The 15728-nt window shown below is 57.1% G+C and carries 17 protein-coding genes; 4 read left to right on the top strand and 13 right to left on the bottom strand.

Features of this window, described 5'->3' with window-relative positions:
* Nucleotides 1-46: 46 nt before the first annotated feature.
* The 3 genes from ACOSDM_RS16950 to fabI form a co-directional block, all read right to left on the bottom strand.
* On the bottom strand, nucleotides 47-1582 hold the full coding sequence (locus tag ACOSDM_RS16950; RefSeq protein ID WP_420725741.1) for an FAD-dependent oxidoreductase: 1536 nt from the start codon (nucleotides 1580-1582) through the stop codon (nucleotides 47-49).
* Between the two features lie 152 nt (nucleotides 1583-1734).
* Nucleotides 1735-3030, bottom strand: coding sequence for an O-antigen ligase family protein (locus ACOSDM_RS16945; protein ID WP_420725740.1), 1296 nt, complete (start codon nucleotides 3028-3030; stop codon nucleotides 1735-1737).
* 191 nt (nucleotides 3031-3221) lie between these two features.
* On the bottom strand, nucleotides 3222-3989 hold the full coding sequence (gene fabI / locus ACOSDM_RS16940; protein WP_420725739.1) for an enoyl-ACP reductase FabI: 768 nt from the start codon (nucleotides 3987-3989) through the stop codon (nucleotides 3222-3224).
* Between the two features lie 204 nt (nucleotides 3990-4193).
* Between fabI and ACOSDM_RS16935 the strand changes: the two genes are divergently transcribed.
* The gene (locus ACOSDM_RS16935; protein WP_420725738.1) at nucleotides 4194-4817 is read left to right on the top strand and encodes a hypothetical protein; all 624 of its coding nucleotides are present in this window, start codon (nucleotides 4194-4196) and stop codon (nucleotides 4815-4817) included.
* A gap of 13 nt (nucleotides 4818-4830) precedes the next feature.
* Here the strand turns inward: ACOSDM_RS16935 and ACOSDM_RS16930 are convergent, their stop codons facing one another.
* The 8 genes from ACOSDM_RS16930 to htpX form a co-directional block, all read right to left on the bottom strand.
* Nucleotides 4831-6039, bottom strand: coding sequence for a TIGR03862 family flavoprotein (locus tag ACOSDM_RS16930; protein ID WP_420725737.1), 1209 nt, complete (start codon nucleotides 6037-6039; stop codon nucleotides 4831-4833).
* Complete coding sequence (locus ACOSDM_RS16925; RefSeq protein WP_420725736.1) at nucleotides 6036-6662, bottom strand: L-threonylcarbamoyladenylate synthase; 627 nt, start codon at nucleotides 6660-6662, stop codon at nucleotides 6036-6038. Before ACOSDM_RS16925 ends, ACOSDM_RS16930 begins: the two co-directional genes overlap by 4 nt.
* 2 nt (nucleotides 6663-6664) lie before the next feature.
* The gene (gene tsaD, locus ACOSDM_RS16920) at nucleotides 6665-7711 is read right to left on the bottom strand and encodes a tRNA (adenosine(37)-N6)-threonylcarbamoyltransferase complex transferase subunit TsaD (RefSeq protein WP_420725735.1); all 1047 of its coding nucleotides are present in this window, start codon (nucleotides 7709-7711) and stop codon (nucleotides 6665-6667) included.
* Nucleotides 7712-7731: 20 nt separating this feature from the next.
* Nucleotides 7732-8349: a hypothetical protein gene (locus ACOSDM_RS16915; RefSeq protein ID WP_420725734.1), complete on the bottom strand. Its 618-nt coding sequence runs from the start codon at nucleotides 8347-8349 to the stop codon at nucleotides 7732-7734.
* Nucleotides 8350-8365: 16 nt separating this feature from the next.
* Nucleotides 8366-8821, bottom strand: coding sequence for a tRNA (adenosine(37)-N6)-threonylcarbamoyltransferase complex ATPase subunit type 1 TsaE (tsaE, locus tag ACOSDM_RS16910; protein WP_420725733.1), 456 nt, complete (start codon nucleotides 8819-8821; stop codon nucleotides 8366-8368).
* A gap of 144 nt (nucleotides 8822-8965) precedes the next feature.
* Complete coding sequence (locus ACOSDM_RS16905) at nucleotides 8966-9898, bottom strand: electron transfer flavoprotein subunit alpha/FixB family protein (protein WP_420725732.1); 933 nt, start codon at nucleotides 9896-9898, stop codon at nucleotides 8966-8968.
* Between the two features lie 23 nt (nucleotides 9899-9921).
* Nucleotides 9922-10674, bottom strand: a complete 753-nt coding sequence (locus ACOSDM_RS16900) for an electron transfer flavoprotein subunit beta/FixA family protein (protein WP_420725731.1) — start codon at nucleotides 10672-10674, stop codon at nucleotides 9922-9924.
* Nucleotides 10675-10864: 190 nt separating this feature from the next.
* Entirely contained in the window at nucleotides 10865-11812 is a 948-nt protein-coding gene (gene htpX, locus ACOSDM_RS16895; RefSeq protein ID WP_420725730.1) for a zinc metalloprotease HtpX, read from the bottom strand.
* A 128-nt stretch (nucleotides 11813-11940) separates the two neighbouring features.
* On the opposite strand from htpX, the gene ACOSDM_RS16890 reads away from it, so the two are divergent.
* Nucleotides 11941-12213 (top strand): DUF1674 domain-containing protein, encoded by a 273-nt coding sequence (locus ACOSDM_RS16890; RefSeq protein ID WP_420725729.1) that lies wholly within the window; start codon nucleotides 11941-11943, stop codon nucleotides 12211-12213.
* Between the two features lie 7 nt (nucleotides 12214-12220).
* Here the strand turns inward: ACOSDM_RS16890 and ACOSDM_RS16885 are convergent, their stop codons facing one another.
* Both ACOSDM_RS16885 and ACOSDM_RS16880 read right to left on the bottom strand, forming a co-directional pair.
* The gene (locus ACOSDM_RS16885; protein ID WP_420725728.1) at nucleotides 12221-12874 is read right to left on the bottom strand and encodes a pyridoxamine 5'-phosphate oxidase family protein; all 654 of its coding nucleotides are present in this window, start codon (nucleotides 12872-12874) and stop codon (nucleotides 12221-12223) included.
* A 12-nt stretch (nucleotides 12875-12886) separates the two neighbouring features.
* Nucleotides 12887-13336, bottom strand: a complete 450-nt coding sequence (locus tag ACOSDM_RS16880) for a GNAT family N-acetyltransferase (protein ID WP_420725727.1) — start codon at nucleotides 13334-13336, stop codon at nucleotides 12887-12889.
* A 116-nt stretch (nucleotides 13337-13452) separates the two neighbouring features.
* Between ACOSDM_RS16880 and ACOSDM_RS16875 the strand changes: the two genes are divergently transcribed.
* A complete protein-coding gene (locus tag ACOSDM_RS16875; protein ID WP_420725726.1) occupies nucleotides 13453-14946 on the top strand; it encodes a PLP-dependent aminotransferase family protein in 1494 nt (497 codons plus the stop codon).
* Entirely contained in the window at nucleotides 14943-15557 is a 615-nt protein-coding gene (locus ACOSDM_RS16870) for an exonuclease domain-containing protein (protein WP_420725725.1), read from the top strand. The genes ACOSDM_RS16875 and ACOSDM_RS16870 overlap by 4 nt, the downstream gene beginning before the upstream one ends.
* Nucleotides 15558-15728 lie beyond the last annotated feature (171 nt).

Genomic DNA, 15728 nt, shown 5'->3' with positions numbered 1-15728 from the left:
AACGATCTTTTTAAAAACACCCAAGGCGCACCCCTATTCAGGCGCATCAGTCCCCCGATTGTCGGGGCTCAAAATTATCCAGGCATTGGGCACGATAAGCTTCGCATTCCTGCTTTTGCCGCGCAGGGCTCCAATTCAGTTCAGGGGCGGCAATGGCACAGATACGCTCTGCCTCATCAAGCCCCATATCAGGCTCCCACCCGGTAGGCAGCCGCCGCATGATCAAATCCGTCAAGGTCACGACATGTTCGGTGCGAACAGCATGCAGAATCTCGGCTTCCGACACCCCGGACTCGGTTCGAATCTCTGCGGGCATAAGCCGTGCAGTATAGCTCAACGCCTGAGGGGCACCTGTCGGGCGCAGCCGCTTCTTCACGCGTTTGGCGATTTCTCTACCCGCATGACGATGGACCATAATCGGGGTGCCTGTTACTGCCAGCATATTGGGCAAGCCATCCTCTGCCAGATCATGGACCGTCAAGGCCTTAGACCCGGAAAGATTGCCTGAATTGGTACGTGGGCGCACCCCGGACCAGCGATAGACAACGTCCTTTTCCGTCAGGTTAAGGCTGGGGAACAATCTGTTTGCTTCTCCCAGAAGATACGCCACCTCATCCGGTTTAACGCGCACGGTATCGGGATCATCCTCAAACACCGTATCCGTCGGACCAAAATAGTGATGATCACCCCATGGGAACATATAGAATGGATGCTTCAGGGAACTGATCGTCTCAAGACCATGCCCTTTGAAGACATCCGGCAGACGCACCAACAGGTTGACGCCCTTTAGGCCCGTCAGGCGTCGGCGCGCCTGATTGCTGACCCGCCCGATTATTCGATCAATCCATGGACCGGCAGCGTTGATCACCATCTGGCATTGGACCTGGGCCGTGCCGCTTTCCCCCGGTGCGGATTCCTCCAGATCCAGGGTCCAACCCGTATCCTTGTCATGCCGTAAATTCTTAACCGCACAATAGGTGCGCAGCGTCGCACCCAGGCGTTCCGCATCCAACGCGGTATCCGATAGAATGCGTTCCGGCCAGAAATAGGAATATTCTCGAAATACCGCCGTAGAGGTCAGGCGGGAGCGGTCCATATAATCGATCATCGGAAATTCTTCAGCCGCCTTTTCCGCCGATAAACGGCGATAGGCCAGCGGGGCGTCACGACTGCCAAACAGGCCAAGAGCGCGATATCCCAGATCAACCTTCCATCCCGGAAACGCCCCCCCGCGAAACACTGGAAAGAAGAATGTGGCATGCCGCAGTCTTTCCGGCATGGTTTTCACCAGTTCGGTGCGGCATCGCATCGCCAGCCGCGCGGTCTTAACCCGCTGAAACAGCTCGCGCGGGTGCAGGATATACTGCCACAATGGGAAATCCGGGGAAAAATAGGCAAGCCCGCAATACAGCAATCGGCTGGACCGGCTGGATGTGCCGCTGGCAATGTCGCTTTTGTCCAGCAACAGAACCTTGTAGCCAAGTGCCGCCAAATGCTGCGCCGAAGAACACCCGACCGCGCCAGCCCCTATGACGACGACATCATAGTTTTGACCATCCAGAACTTTCAGCGCGGGACGCATATTTGTCTCTCTCCCCAATATCGCATTTAAGATCGATGCACCCTTGGCAGTCGCCATCAAACGAGCGGGATGGCCCAAGCCGTTAGCCCCAAAATGGACACTTCAATAGTGGATATTGGACATGCCCGGAATGGACGTGTCAGATTGGATCATCAATCACGGGACCGGGCAGCGGCCAGCGGAAGGCTGATCAACAGCACAAAACTGGCCAACCACCAGGCCGACCAGATGGAGAAATTCGAAAGAGAGCTGGTCCAGAATGCTCCCATAAGGAATATACCGGCATAAGCGGCCGGGTGGGACCTATTGGCGACCGAACTGCCGCTGGCTGCGATCTGGAACAGCATTTTCAACAGAATGACCAAAACGGTGACCAGTGCCGACAAACCAACAATGCCACTTTCAGACGCGATTTCCAGGACGAAATTGTGCGGATGGGCCGGGATGTATTCCTGATTCAAGCCTGGCACAATCTCACTGGCACCGGGCACCATATTGACCGTATTGGGGCCAACGCCAAGGAGGGGGTTATTCAGAAAGATATCCAATGTGAACCCCCAAATGACCTGTCGATGCCAATCTGGCAAGGGCAGGCCGGGGGTTTGATGTTCCACCACCGGCGGCGACGGAACATGGGTTAGAATATAGGCCCCAACCGCCATCGCCAGAAGAACCACCCCCGCAATCAACGCACGGCGCTGTCCTGATTGTAACCGCAGACCGATAAGAACCAGCACCAGCAACAGACTGCCGCCCAGGACGCCCGATATCGCCGATTGGCTGGTCTCTTCGCCATTTCCATAGATTACCAGCGCAGTCAGCGGAAGCGCCGCCAGGCCAAGTCCCATCCAAACTGATCCCAGCCGTCGCCCGCCCCAAATCATTATTGGCAACAGACAGATCGTGGCGGATGCGAACATCTTATAGGCCCTGGGAGCATCAAAGGGGGTCGATAGACCCAGATATCCGCGCAAAGCATCACTGGCATTGGGTAGATACTGACTGAAGACGACAATCGACAAGGCGATAATACCGGTGGCAACAACAGTCTTGCAGGCAAGGGCCAAGGCTAAAGGCGACCGCAGAAACAGCTGGAAACACAAATATCCGGCCCCCAGTGTCAACGCAACCCGCACGGGTATCGCAAGCGCTTTTCCAGAATGTTCGGACAGAGCCGCACTCAACAAAAGGCATCCGATGAAAACATACGCCGCCCAGGCTAATGGTGTCGTTAAACCTGCCCATATCCGGGCGCGGTCCGCCCCCCGTTCTGAGGAACGGATCAGCCCGATTCCTGCGCACAGAACACCAAAGCCGAACAAAGGTGCCATTGCGGCCTTACCGAGGATCAAGGCAGGCACGGCCGCCCCCAGACACACCCCAGCAATACAGAACAACCAGGTTCGGTTCGTGACATCCAGGTCATTATCGCGGGGGTCTGAAATCAAGTGTCTCTTTCCAGCAAGGGTAAAGATTGCTTCCCAGAAAGAGGGCTTCAGAAGGAATGGCATAAAATGCATGAAGCGCAATGCTGGAAGCGGTGTCGTTCTTTGCGATACCCCAAACCGCCCCCGATGATCAAGCCAAGATGCCCGAAACGCCTGATCCGACACTACTTTGGGCCTGAAACATGGAGGCTTCAACCGCGAATGTTGTATCCGTTGTCAACATACACAACATTGCCGGTCATACCCGTCGCCTTATCAGACGCCAGAAAGGCCGCTAATGCGCCCACCTGATCAATGGTAACCAGCGCGTGGCGGGGCGCCCGCGCTGCTGCGGCTTCCATCAATTCATCGAACCGGTCGATCCCGGACGCAGCCCGTGTCGGCACCGGCCCCGGAGACAGCGCATAAACCCGAATGCCCTGTGGCCCCAATTCTGTCGCCATATAGCGCACACTGGCTTCCAGGGCTGCCTTCACTGGCCCCATCAGATTATAGCGATCGACGACTTTCTCTGCGCCATAATAGCTCATCGTCATCAGAACGCCGCCCTCCGCCATCAGGGGTTCAGCATGACGGGCCATGCGCAGAAAAGAATGACAGGACACATTCATCGCCATATCGAACCCTTCCTGAGAGCAATCAATGACGCGGCCATGCAGGTCATCGCGCGGGGCAAAAGCAACAGAATGCAGCAGGAAATCCAGCTTTCCCCAGTGCTTTCCGATACTGTCGAACAAGGCTTCTACCTGGCCGGATTCCCGAACGTCACAGGGCTCAAAAATCTCTGCCCCTAACCGCTCCCCTAACGGTGTGACATAGGGTTTCGCCTTTTCATTCACATAGGTCAGCGCCAATTCCGCCCCTTCAGCGCGAAACGCCTGGGCACAGCCATAGGCGATGGATTGATCATTCGCGATCCCGACCACCAGCCCCTTCTTTCCCTGTAAGATACCACCCATTGCACTGCCCCCAAACCTTAACGGATGGGTCAGTTTAAACGCACCCCTATTGTGCAGCGCAACATTAAATTGGGATGTCACAGAAAGATCATGAGCGAACACCCCTTTCAAACTTCCGAATGGATACATTTTAATCTTGCCTAACACGAAAAAACGCACTGAAAATACAATCAAGGATTTTAAATCTACTGTAGGAATTTTTCCATGCTGAAAGCCGTCATTGTATCCTTTGCCATCTTCACGCTCGTCGCCTGCCAATCAGATGATAGGGATGCCAGCGGCACCCCTATAAAATTAGCCCCCGTGCGAGAAAAAACTCTAGCAGAGGCAATCATTTGGCTGCCCGCCCCGATTATTCACAATACGACCCAATACACACAAACAATGAGAGACAATCAGCACCCGCAAGAGCGGCTGTTAATGTCAAGAAGCGGCAGTTTCTTTGGTCAGTATCTTGGTGGATACTACGTCTTCTTCTCAGAGCAATCAGCCTTAACCATTTACGACGAGGACGAATTCCTGCGATGGGCAATATCCAAAAATCTTAGCCACACCGAATTGGTGGACCGCCATAAATTCGGTTACATGGGTGCCCCAAATGGGGGATGGTATGCATTTTACAAGCTAGGTGCTTTGCCCTGCATTGTCGCGCGGGTAGGTGCAAATATGGGTCCAAGAGCCGCCGACCGGATGCCTTTTGACAGTATTATTGATGCCAAATTTTGTGGAACCCAGGACGAGGTCGATGAAGTTCTGGCGTTTTTGAAACGACCGCGCAGGGTGACGGATCGCGATGCCTTTAAGGCGTATGTTGAGGCGAACTCTTAATCTAAAGCAGTCTTCAACCCTTTAAATACTTGACCACTTCTTCGCCCGCCGCGCGGCCGTGGGCCATGCAGGTCGTTAGCAGATAACCGCCGGTTGGGGCTTCCCAGTCCAGCATTTCGCCTGTAACAAATACGCCGGGCAGCGCTGTGATCTGGCTTTGCCCGGTCAGTGCATCAAATGAAAGCCCCCCCGCTGTGCTGATCGCCTCTGCCAAGGGGCGCGGAGTTTGGATCGGTAGGGGTAAAGCCTTGATCCAACTGGCCAGCATAGCCGGATGCTTGAACATATCCGCGGGCACGCATTCCCGCAGCAGGCCGGCCTTCACACCGGTCAAACCTGTCGCCTTGCGCAGATGATTAGCAAAAGAACCACTGCCGGTGCTGCGCCCCAAATCAGCGGCCAAGCGTTGCACGCTGCGATCCGGTGTCAAATCCAGGGTCAGGACCGCGCCACCGGTTGCTGCGATTTCATCGCGCAGAGGGGCTGAGACTGCATAAATTCCGCTGCCTTCCACCCCGGTTTCGGTCACGACAAATTCGCCCGATCGCGTGATCTCCCCCGCAGATAAAATAACGGGTTTAACCGGCTCTCCTGCAAAACGGTTTCTGAAATGCTCGCTCCATCGAACATCAAAGCCAGAGTTTGACGGCCGGAAGGGCGCAACTTCGATTCCCATTTCCACCAACCAGGGGCGCCAGGCCCCATCGCTGCCCAATTGCGGCCAACTGGCCCCACCCAGCGCCAGAATGACGGCCTGTGATTCCTTAGTGATATACCCGTCAGGTGATTGAAACCTCAATGCGCCTGTTGCTGTCCACCCCAACCAGCGATGCCGTGTATGGGTTTTCAAGCCCGCAGCCCGCAGGCGCGACAGCCAGGCGCGCAGCAATGGCGCGGCTTTCATTTCCTTCGGAAATACACGACCGGACGATCCCACGAAGGTTTCCACCCCCAAACCCTGCGCCCAATCCCGCAAGGCCTGATTGTCAAAGGCCGTCAGGGCCGGAGTCAGAACAGCCGCTTTATCGCCAAGCCGCCCTAAGAATTGAGGCATCGATTCACTGTGCGTCAGGTTCAGGCCGCTTTTTCCCGCCATCAGGAATTTTCGACCCAGGGACGGCATCGCGTCATACAGATCCACGCCAATACCGTTGTTCAGAAGTATTTCGGCGGCCATTAAACCGGCTGGGCCGCCGCCAATGACAACGGCGGACTTGCTCATACTGCCAGGACCTCTGCTTCCGAGATTGGCCCAGGACGCAGCACTTTGGCTTCTGATCCGCTGGCATCAATGATCGTGCTGGGCATAGCGTATCGGGTCTTTTCCTCCAATACGCTAAACAACAGGTCCGGACCGATTTCCGCCGCCAAGGCCAGCGCAGCCTCTCCCGTAACAGCCTCTGATCCGCCACTTAGATTTGCACTGGTCGCCGTAAACGGACGTTCAAACGCAGCCGCCAACGCCAGACAAAAGGGATGATCCGGCACCCGGAATCCCAAAAGGTCCGATGTTGGCGCCAGTGATAAATATCTGTTCCCCTTGCGCCGTGCCAATAGGGTCACGGGTCCCGGCAATAGAGTCTCCGCCAGCCGAGACACCAAAGGAGATGCCTCAACTTCCAGAAGCGCGTGATCCGCAGAGGCGAAACAGACCGAAAGGGATTTTGCCTGTGATCGACGTTTTGCGGCGAATAAAGCATCGATTGCTGCGGGGTTCAGGGCATCAACGCCCAGGGCAAAGGTCGTGTCTGTTGGATACAGCAGGATCTTTCCCGCAGACAGGGCGTCAACGCTGCTTTCAACTGCATCCGTGATGGATAGCTCATTCAACCAGACGACACCCATGGTTAATATCGCTCCCGATACTCGCCCAATACGGCGCTGGGCGTTGCATCCCAATACCCTGTCTCTGCCCGATCCGCCCGCAGCAACAGCCCCGCCGCATAGGCAACCATGGCTGCGTTATCCCCGCAATAGGTTCGCGGGGCGGGCACAAAGCTGACGCCGATATCCGCGCACATTTCCGCCAGGGCATCACGCAATTCAGAATTCGCTGCAACACCGCCAGCGGCGGTTAACCGCTTGCGGCCCGTTTCAATCAGGGCCTGACGGGATTTCGCCACCAGAACATCAACAATAGCGCCCTGAAAGCTGGCGGCAAGGTCTGCCTGTTGGGCTTTTACCTCTTCCGGTTTCATTTTCTGGACCATAAAGCGCACTGCCGTTTTCAGACCGCTAAAGCTGAAATTCAGGCCTTTTTCATGGATCATCGGTCTGGGAAAGGCGAAGGCGTCGCGCCTGCCGGTCTTGCTCAGGGCATCAATGAGAGGGCCGCCCGGAAACCCCAGTCCCAATTCAATGGCAACCTTGTCAAACGCCTCCCCCGCACAATCATCCACCGTGCGCCCGATGATGCGATATTTTCCAAACGCTTCGATATCAACCAACAGGTTATGGCCCCCCGCGACCGCCAGGCACAGGCTGGGCTCTATCAGTGTATCGCTGCCGATTTCCGGCGACATCAAATGCGCCTCGACATGATGGACGGAAATCAGGGGTTTCCCCAGTCCAGCCGCCACCCCATTGGCGAAGGCGACACCGACAGAAACAGAGCGGATCAGCCCATGCTTGTTATTCACGGCGACATAGTCGATATCGTCCGGCGCGACCCCCGCCTCTTCCAGCACTTCCAGATACAGTCGGTCGATGAAGGCCAATTGTTGACGCGCCGCCAATTCCGGCACGATGCCGCCATATTTCTGATGCATCAGGCTTTCGGTCACGACCTTATGCGTAACGATTTCCGGCCCACGCGCTATTGCAATGGCGCAATCATCACAGGCGGTCTCTACGCCCAGGATGATCGGTTGCGACTTGGTGGATACATGGCTCATGAAACTATTCCCTCACCGCCTTATTGTTTCGGGGGATAGGATGGCATGAAGGGTGTTTTCAATCCGTCCGCGCCAACCGCGCCATCCGCCGTCGTCGCGATATCAAAGGCCCGCAGCATCAAGTCTGCCTGGAATGGTTCGTCCAACAGGGGTGCGTCCCGCCCCACATCAAAAAGCACATGGGTTTTGCGATCAAACTTGCCTTCAGTTACCTGCTGCAAGGTCCAACTGCCAATCTCAATCGGCTCGACTGCGGCAATACGCGCACCATTCCGATAGGTGGCATGCCAGGGTTCGCGCTCAGCCGCCCAGATCACCACCCGGCCCGATGCCCCCGGATCACGACCGGCCCAAACCAGATCATGGGTCGGAATCATCGTCACCGGACACTGGGTTGCCAGGGCCAGTCCCTTTGCCGTCGCAATGGTGATGCGTGCCCCGGTCCAGGATCCCGGCCCTACCAGAACCCCCAGCGCATCCACACCTCCCATGACATGTAATGCACGGGCGGTATGCCTTGCCATAAAGCTGGATGTCGTGCGGGCGGCGTTTTCCGCCTCCAGAAAGACGACCTGTTGATCCTGGATGGCGGCAACATAGACGCGGGACGAAATGGCAGAGATTAGAATTTTTCGCATAAGAATTCAGACACTTTTACAGATCAAAGGCGAACGGCTGGGCCGCACTGAGGGTGATGATGCGGTCCTCTTCACCGGAACCAAAGGCGATGGCAATGGTTAGGGCATCTTGCGGCATGACATCGGAAATCCGCTCTGGCCATTCGATGGCCTTTATCGTTTCAGCTTCGTTCAGATATCCCAGCAACCATTCGACATCTTCTGCACCGGGAACCGCAATGCGATATAAATCGATATGCACCAGTCGACACGGATCACCATGTTCATGCACCAGATCATAGGTCGGGCTGATCACATGGTCCTGTTCCGCCACCCCCAGTCCTTCGGCCAGCCCCTTGACGAAATGAGTCTTACCCGCACCCATTTCCCCCTGCAGACACATTACCGTACCCGCCGGAACAACCTGACCAAGCGCCCGCCCCAACGCCAGCGTTTCTGCGACGCCGTGGCAGTGTTTGACGATGCGATGCATGGGACAAGCCTTCTGATCTGATTGCACATTAGGGTAAATGCGCCGTTGCTGTAGCGTTTCAAGGTGAAAATTGTCAAGCACGCCAAAGAAAACGCCCCCTGCAGAGGGTCTGCAAGGGGCGCTTTGCACCATAGTGAACAGGGCTTAACCGAGTTCTTTTTCCAGGGCAGGCACGGCGTCGAACAGGTCCGCGACCAAGCCATAATCGGCAACCTGGAAGATCGGGGCTTCGTCATCCTTGTTGATCGCAACGATCACTTTGGAATCCTTCATACCCGCCAGATGCTGGATGGCACCAGAGATACCAACGGCGATATACAGGTCCGGTGCCACGACCTTACCGGTCTGACCGACCTGATAATCGTTTGGCACAAAGCCCGCATCAACAGCGGCACGGGACGCACCAACAGCGGCCCCCAGCTTGTCTGCGACCTTTTCCAGCATACCGAAGTTTTCGCCATTCTGCATGCCGCGCCCGCCAGAGATAACAATCTTGGCAGAGGTCAGTTCAGGACGGTCGCTGCTGACCACGGACTGACCGACGAAGCTGGACAGATCCTGTGCACCGGTGCCCGACACAGTTTCGATGCTGGCGGACCCGCCTTCTGCTTCTACTGGTTCAAACGATGTCATGCGGACGGTTATGATATCGGTCGCTTCCGCAGATTTGACCGTTGCGATGGCATTCCCGGCATAAATCGGGCGTTCAAAAGTCTTATCACCCAGGACTGCCGAAACTTCGGACAATTGCTGAATGTCCATCAGGGCAGCAACGCGGGGCATCACATTTTTACCGAACGTATTGGCCGGGGCGAAAACCGCGCTGTACCCATCGGCCAATTTCACAATCGCCGGGGCAACCGCTTCGGCCATCTGGTTTTCATATTCGGCGCTGTCAACCAACAGGACCTTGGTAACGCCTGCAATCTTTGCAGCGGCATCGGCAGCGGCCTGACAGCCTGACCCGATCACGGCGACATGAATGTCCCCGCCCGCAGCCTTGGCCGCAGCAATGGTGTTTAAGGTATGCGGTTTGATTTCCGCACCATCATGTTCGGCGATGACCAGATTGCTCATCTTCATTCTCCTTAAGGTGCGGGTTAGCTGATGACTTTTGCTTCGTTGCGCAGCTTCGAGACCAGTTCGGCCACATCAGCAACCTTCACACCAGCCTGGCGCGGGGGCGGTTCGACAACTTTGACCGTGGTCAGACGCGGGGTCGGGTCGACACCGAAATCCGCTGGGGTCTTCATGTCGATCGGCTTTTTCTTCGCCTTCATGATATTGGGCAGCGAGGCATAGCGCGGCTCGTTCAAGCGCAGATCGACCGAGCAGACGGTCGGAAGTCTGACCTTGATGGTTTCCAGACCGCCATCGACTTCACGGGTCGCGGTCGCTTCGCCATCGCCGATTTCCAGCTTGGACACGAAGGTTGCCTGGGACCAGCCCAACAGGGCTGAGAGCATCTGTGCGGTCTGATTGGCGTCATCATCAATCGCCTGCTTGCCGCACAACACAATGCCCGGGCCTTCCGCATCCACGATGGCCTTCAACAGCTTGGCAACGGCCAGCGGCTGCACTTCGCCATCATGCTGAACCAGGATGCCGCGATCTGCGCCCATGGCAAGCGCCGTGCGAATTGTCTCTTGGCTCTGTTGCGGGCCGATGGAGACAGCGATGATTTCATCAGCCTGACCGGCTTCTTTCATTCGCACAGCCTGTTCGACAGCAATCTCGTCGAACGGGTTCATCGACATTTTCACATTCGCCGTTTCGACACCCGTCTGGTCCGCTTTCACACGAATTTTGACGTTATAATCGACGACGCGTTTGACCGGCACCAAGACCTTCATACCCGCGTGCTCCTTTTTTGCAAATTACAGAGGGCTTCCCCCACAAAACTTAGCGGGAATGTGTAGGTCGCTCCATCCGGGTGGTCAAGCTTGGATGGGGCTAAAATCACCTGCTTTGCGACATCCATGTGGGATTTTCAGCAAAATGGATGCTTACAGTGACATGCCTGGCGGCACCATTATGCTGTTCTTACCGACCCCAGGGCCCGCGCTTTTCCGTCACGGGAATGCGGGATTTCCGCGTCGGCTGAACCCGGGGAGCGGAAGCGCGCTGGGATGGGGAGCCAACACCCATTTCCCGCGCCAATTCCTGCAGGGCGGCGATGCGGTTTTCCGTCGCGGGGTGGGTCGTAAACAGCCCATCCATGCGACGTGCATGCAAGGGATTGATGATAAACATATGTGCCGTGGCCGGATTGCGTTCCGCCGCCTCGTTGTCAATACGCGCCGCGCCGGTGTGTAATTTACCAAGCGCTGAGGCCAGCCAAAGCGGGTTGCCGCAGATTTCACCCCCCATGCGGTCCGCAGAATATTCGCGCGTCCGGGAGATTGCCATCTGGACCATGGCTGCTGCAATTGGCCCGACCAACATCACGATCAGCGCACCCAATCCACCCAGCGGGCTGTTGCGATTGCCGCCAAACAGGCTGCCAAACATGGCCATACTGCCCAGGGCGGAAACAGCACCGGCGATGGTTGCCGTCACCGTCATGGTCAGCGTGTCGCGATTCTTCACATGGGCCAGTTCGTGGGCCATGACGCCCGCCAGTTCTTCGGGGGACAGCAGGCGGATCAGACCACTGGTTGCCGCAACGGCCGCATTGTCCGGATTGCGCCCGGTCGCAAATGCATTGGGTTGTTCCGTATCGATAATATAGACCTTTGGCATGGGCAGGTCCGCACGCTGTGCCAGTTCCGCGACCGTATTATAGAGCTGGGGGGCAGAATGCTGATCGACCTGTTTCGCATTATGCATGCGCAGCACGATCTTATCAGCGTTCCAGAAGGCGATCATGTTGCTGATCCCGGCAAAGGCCAGCGCGAACAGCATCACGCCCTGCCCGCCGATCAGATAGCCGCACACACCCAGAAGGGCCGTCATCGCGGCCATCAACAGCGCCGTGCGCATCGTATTCATTGGTGTCTTTTCCTATCCTACAAAGTGTGGAAACCCTCTAAAGATGGGATGTTGTGGCGTCAGATCAAGATAGGTCGCGGGGCCGCAATCCCCTTGCCCTGCGCCGTTTTTCGCCTATATCTGGGGGTATGAGCAAACTATCCGGCCTATTCAAAACCTCAAAACCATCGGCGGCAAAGAAACCCGCCCCGGTGGACCTGCCAGAAGGCGTCACACAGGACGACCTGAAAGGCGTCGACGAACGTCGCCTGGCCGAATTGAAGGCGGAGGCCGCGGGCGAACGCTGGCGCAAAGAGGCCGAAGCCAAGGGCGACGTCGAAAAAGAAGTCGGCGGCCCAAAAGGCCTGGAACCCACCCGCTATGGCGATTGGGAAAAAGCTGGACGCTGTTTTGATTTCTAACTGGCACTTATTTCAGATAATCCGGCAGAGATATTCCCGACAATAATCGCGGATCATCTACTGGCGCATCCCAGATTTCTTGGCGCGGTAAAACCCCTGCCCAGACCCGTTCTGTTGCATAATCTTCCTCTGGATCGTCCGGTGGGCCGGTTCGGACCTTGGCGGCGGCATCGTCGATTGGCATTTCAACCACGATTGTCGCCTTCAACTCCTGATCTGTGCTGGCGCGCAAGTCAGCCCAGCGACCCGGAAACAATCCCTCCATCATGACCCGCAAGGCCTCTTCCTTCGCGTCCCTGTCCGTCATCGCCTTGGCGGTGCCGTACAGCATGGCGGTGCGGAAATTGGCGGTGTGTTCAAACGAAGTTCGGGCCAGCACGAACCCGTCGAAATGGGTGATTGTCACACAGGCCGGAAGCCCTTTCTTCGTTGGCTTCAACATCCGGCTGGCGGATGAACCGTGCCAATACAGAACATCGCCCACCCGCCAATGCAGCGTCGGTGTCACATAGGGCTGGCCGTCAATGCTGTAGCCGACATGGCACAGCGGCGTTGCGTCCACGATGGCATAGACGGTTTCCTTGTCATATCGCGCCTTTTCATGGGATCGGCGAATTCTGGACCGATCCGTTGGAATAAAAGCGTCCGAACTGTCCGTCATTTAGGGTCTTCCTCACTCAACAGTCATTTCATACAGATTCATCAGTGACTTTGCGCCGATCTGATCATACAGCGCCCGGGCACGGTAATTGTGATCCTGGGTCAGCCACCGCATCACTGTCCAGCCCCGATCCCGACAGATTTGTTTCAGATGCTCAAACATGATCAATCCGACACCCCCGCCCCGTGCGTCGGGAGCGATGAAAAGGTCATCCAGGAACCCCATCATCATGCCGTGCAGAGGCCTTGGCATTTCGCGATAATGGGCCAGCCCGATCAGGCGACCCTGCCGCTCTATCACCAGTCCCTCAACAACATGGTTGGGGTCCAGAATCCAATCAAACACGATGCGGCGCTTTTCCACACTGCTGGCGACTTTGTAAAATTCCGCGTAGCCGAGATACAGCGGGTCCCAGCCCTTATAGTCGTCAGCGGTGATCGGGCGGATGATCAGGTCGGTCATTGAGTAAATCCTTATCAGACTTCGAAACTGTCGCCTGTATGATCGATAAATGGCTTGCGAGTAAGGGCCGAATTGGAAGATTGTATGGGTCCACTTAACAATTCGGGCATCCGGCAATGGCGCGGCGTGTTTCAGATGGCACCGTCCTACCCCTATCATTGGACCGTCACGCGGCGGAGCCTATGCATCGTCAGCTCTATGACCAGATGCGGGCGCTGATCCTGGATGGGCGCCTGAAGGCCGGATCGCGCCTACCGTCCAGCCGGACCTTATCGCGCGAACTGGCGATTTCCCGAAACACAGTGACCGGTGCCTTCGACCAGCTTTTTGCCGAAGGGTATCTGGTGGGAAAGGTTGGGGCTGGATCCTTCGTTTCCGACGAACTGCCCGAAGACGCGCTATCCCTGCGCAAGGTGGATCAGAATCCAGGGGCGCGAAAGCCCCGCCGGCAGGGACTGTCCCAGCGGGGGGCGAGGCTGGCTGCGCTTCGCGGCGGGCGCAGCAATCGCGGTACACCTGCCTTTGCCATCGGCCTGCCGGATCTGGACAGCTTCCCGTTCGACGTCTGGTCCCGGTTGATGACCAAGGCCTGGCGACGGCCACCGCGTGCCCTGTTGGCCCAGGCGGAACCTGCGGGCTATCTGCCCCTGCGCCAAGCCATTGTGGATTATCTGGCAACCGCCAGAGGGGTGCGGTGCGAGGCGGAACAGGTGATCATCGTCGCTGGCGTTCAACAGGCAATCGGCCTGGCCTGTCATGTTCTGTTGGATGAAGGCGACGTCGCCCTGATGGAAGAACCTGGCTATCCAGGCGTGCGCGGGGCCTTGCTGGGGGCGGGGATCCGGCCCGCGACGGCACCGGTCGATCTGGAAGGCATCGATATCGATGCGGGCGAAGCCAAGGTTCCAGGCGCGCGCCTTGTCTGTGTCGCACCCTCCCATCAATATCCGTTAGGCGTCACCATGACCCTGGCGCGGCGGTTGAAGCTGTTGGACTGGGCGCAACGCACCGATGGCTGGGTGCTGGAAGACGACTATGACAGCGAATATCGCTATTCAGGTCGTCCGCTTTCTGCATTGCAGGGGCTGGATCGTGATGGACGCGTTGTTTATGCAGGCTCCTTCTCCAAGGTCATGTTTCCATCCTTGCGCATCGGCTACCTGGTGGTGCCGGCCGATTTGGCGGAACCCTTTCGGTTGGCCCGTGCCGCGCTGGACGATCATCCCTCCACCATCGCCCAGCCCGCCCTGGCCGCCTTTATCGAGGAAGGGCATTTCGCCGCCCATTTGCGGCGCATGCGGCGGCTGTATGCGGAACGCCGGGCCGCCCTGGATGCGATGCTGAAAGACCGCTTGGGGGACAGGATTATCATTGCCCCGTCAGAGGCGGGAATGCATCTGCTGGCGCGGTTCACACCCGATGTTGCCCCCGGTATCAGCGACCGTGAAATTCAGAGCCGCGCTGCCGAACTGGGGGTGGCTGTATCGGCGTTAAGCGCCTACTATGCCGACGAAACCACAGACCGGGGTCTACTGTTGGGATTTTCCGCAGTACCAATCGATGCGATGCCGGAAGCTGTTAACCGATTGATGCGTGCATTGGACCTATGAACGATACCACGACATACCCGCAAGACCCGTTCCATCCCGACAAAAAGGGGGGCGAGTTCGTCCTGTTCGACCTTGAATTCACAGCCTGGGAGGGAAGCCTGGAGCGGGGCTGGTCCGAACCCTGGGAGGCACGGGAAATCATACAGATCGGCGCCGTGCGGGTGAAGGACGATGCCAAACTGACGGAAGTCGGGCGTCTGGTCATGTTGGTGACGCCGGTCAAAAACCCCCAGCTATCAGACTATATCATCGCCCTGACGGGAATTGATCAGGATGCCATTGATACCGAAGGCTTCGATTTTGAAGAAGCTTTGGATGTGTTCATGGATTTCTGTGAGGGAGCCCGCGCCATCCTGTCCTATTCGGGCGACCCCGATGTTCTGGCAGAGAACTGCAAACTGCACGGTGTCAAACCGCCGAAATGGGCACGCTTTGCTGAGATTTCAGAGATTCTGGGGCGGCGTGCAGGCCCTGAATTTGCGACCAGCCATTCCAATCAATTACCCAAGCTGGTCGGCCTGGAACCGGACGGCAAAGCCCATGACGCAATGGATGATTCGCTGGCAATCCTGTCGACGCTTAGGGTCTTAAGAAGCCGCAGCGTTCTGTAATCCATGCCCTAGTGTGGTGCGCGGTTATTTGGGAACGACCAGGACGCTGTTTGCGGTGCTTCGGTTAGGAGCGTTTCGCGAAGCGATGCGGGGCATCGCGAGCGGAAGGCGACGCGGCCCGGAGCGCCGCAAACAGCGCCTTTGGTCCCTTTATCGACCTGTCGGACGGCG

This window comes from Hwanghaeella sp. LZ110 (genome assembly GCF_048892525.1).
Taxonomy (GTDB): domain Bacteria; phylum Pseudomonadota; class Alphaproteobacteria; order UBA8366; family Aestuariispiraceae; genus Pacificispira.
This window is presented reverse-complemented; position numbering and strand designations above follow the sequence as displayed.

Coding starts and splice junctions, on each gene's coding strand:
- ACOSDM_RS16875 (WP_420725726.1), top strand. CDS start 13,453: ATGGCGCGGCGTGTTTCAGATGGCACCGTCCTACCCCTATCATTGGAC.
- ACOSDM_RS16930 (WP_420725737.1), bottom strand. CDS start 6,039: ATGAGCAAGTCCGCCGTTGTCATTGGCGGCGGCCCAGCCGGTTTAATG.
- ACOSDM_RS16890 (WP_420725729.1), top strand. CDS start 11,941: ATGAGCAAACTATCCGGCCTATTCAAAACCTCAAAACCATCGGCGGCA.
- ACOSDM_RS16880 (WP_420725727.1), bottom strand. CDS start 13,336: ATGACCGACCTGATCATCCGCCCGATCACCGCTGACGACTATAAGGGC.
- ACOSDM_RS16900 (WP_420725731.1), bottom strand. CDS start 10,674: ATGAAGGTCTTGGTGCCGGTCAAACGCGTCGTCGATTATAACGTCAAA.
- tsaD (WP_420725735.1), bottom strand. CDS start 7,711: ATGAGCCATGTATCCACCAAGTCGCAACCGATCATCCTGGGCGTAGAG.
- htpX (WP_420725730.1), bottom strand. CDS start 11,812: ATGAATACGATGCGCACGGCGCTGTTGATGGCCGCGATGACGGCCCTT.
- fabI (WP_420725739.1), bottom strand. CDS start 3,989: ATGGGTGGTATCTTACAGGGAAAGAAGGGGCTGGTGGTCGGGATCGCG.
- ACOSDM_RS16915 (WP_420725734.1), bottom strand. CDS start 8,349: ATGCGAAAAATTCTAATCTCTGCCATTTCGTCCCGCGTCTATGTTGCC.
- ACOSDM_RS16925 (WP_420725736.1), bottom strand. CDS start 6,662: ATGGGTGTCGTCTGGTTGAATGAGCTATCCATCACGGATGCAGTTGAA.
- ACOSDM_RS16870 (WP_420725725.1), top strand. CDS start 14,943: ATGAACGATACCACGACATACCCGCAAGACCCGTTCCATCCCGACAAA.
- tsaE (WP_420725733.1), bottom strand. CDS start 8,821: ATGCATCGCATCGTCAAACACTGCCACGGCGTCGCAGAAACGCTGGCG.
- ACOSDM_RS16935 (WP_420725738.1), top strand. CDS start 4,194: ATGCTGAAAGCCGTCATTGTATCCTTTGCCATCTTCACGCTCGTCGCC.
- ACOSDM_RS16950 (WP_420725741.1), bottom strand. CDS start 1,582: ATGCGTCCCGCGCTGAAAGTTCTGGATGGTCAAAACTATGATGTCGTC.
- ACOSDM_RS16885 (WP_420725728.1), bottom strand. CDS start 12,874: ATGACGGACAGTTCGGACGCTTTTATTCCAACGGATCGGTCCAGAATT.
- ACOSDM_RS16905 (WP_420725732.1), bottom strand. CDS start 9,898: ATGAGCAATCTGGTCATCGCCGAACATGATGGTGCGGAAATCAAACCG.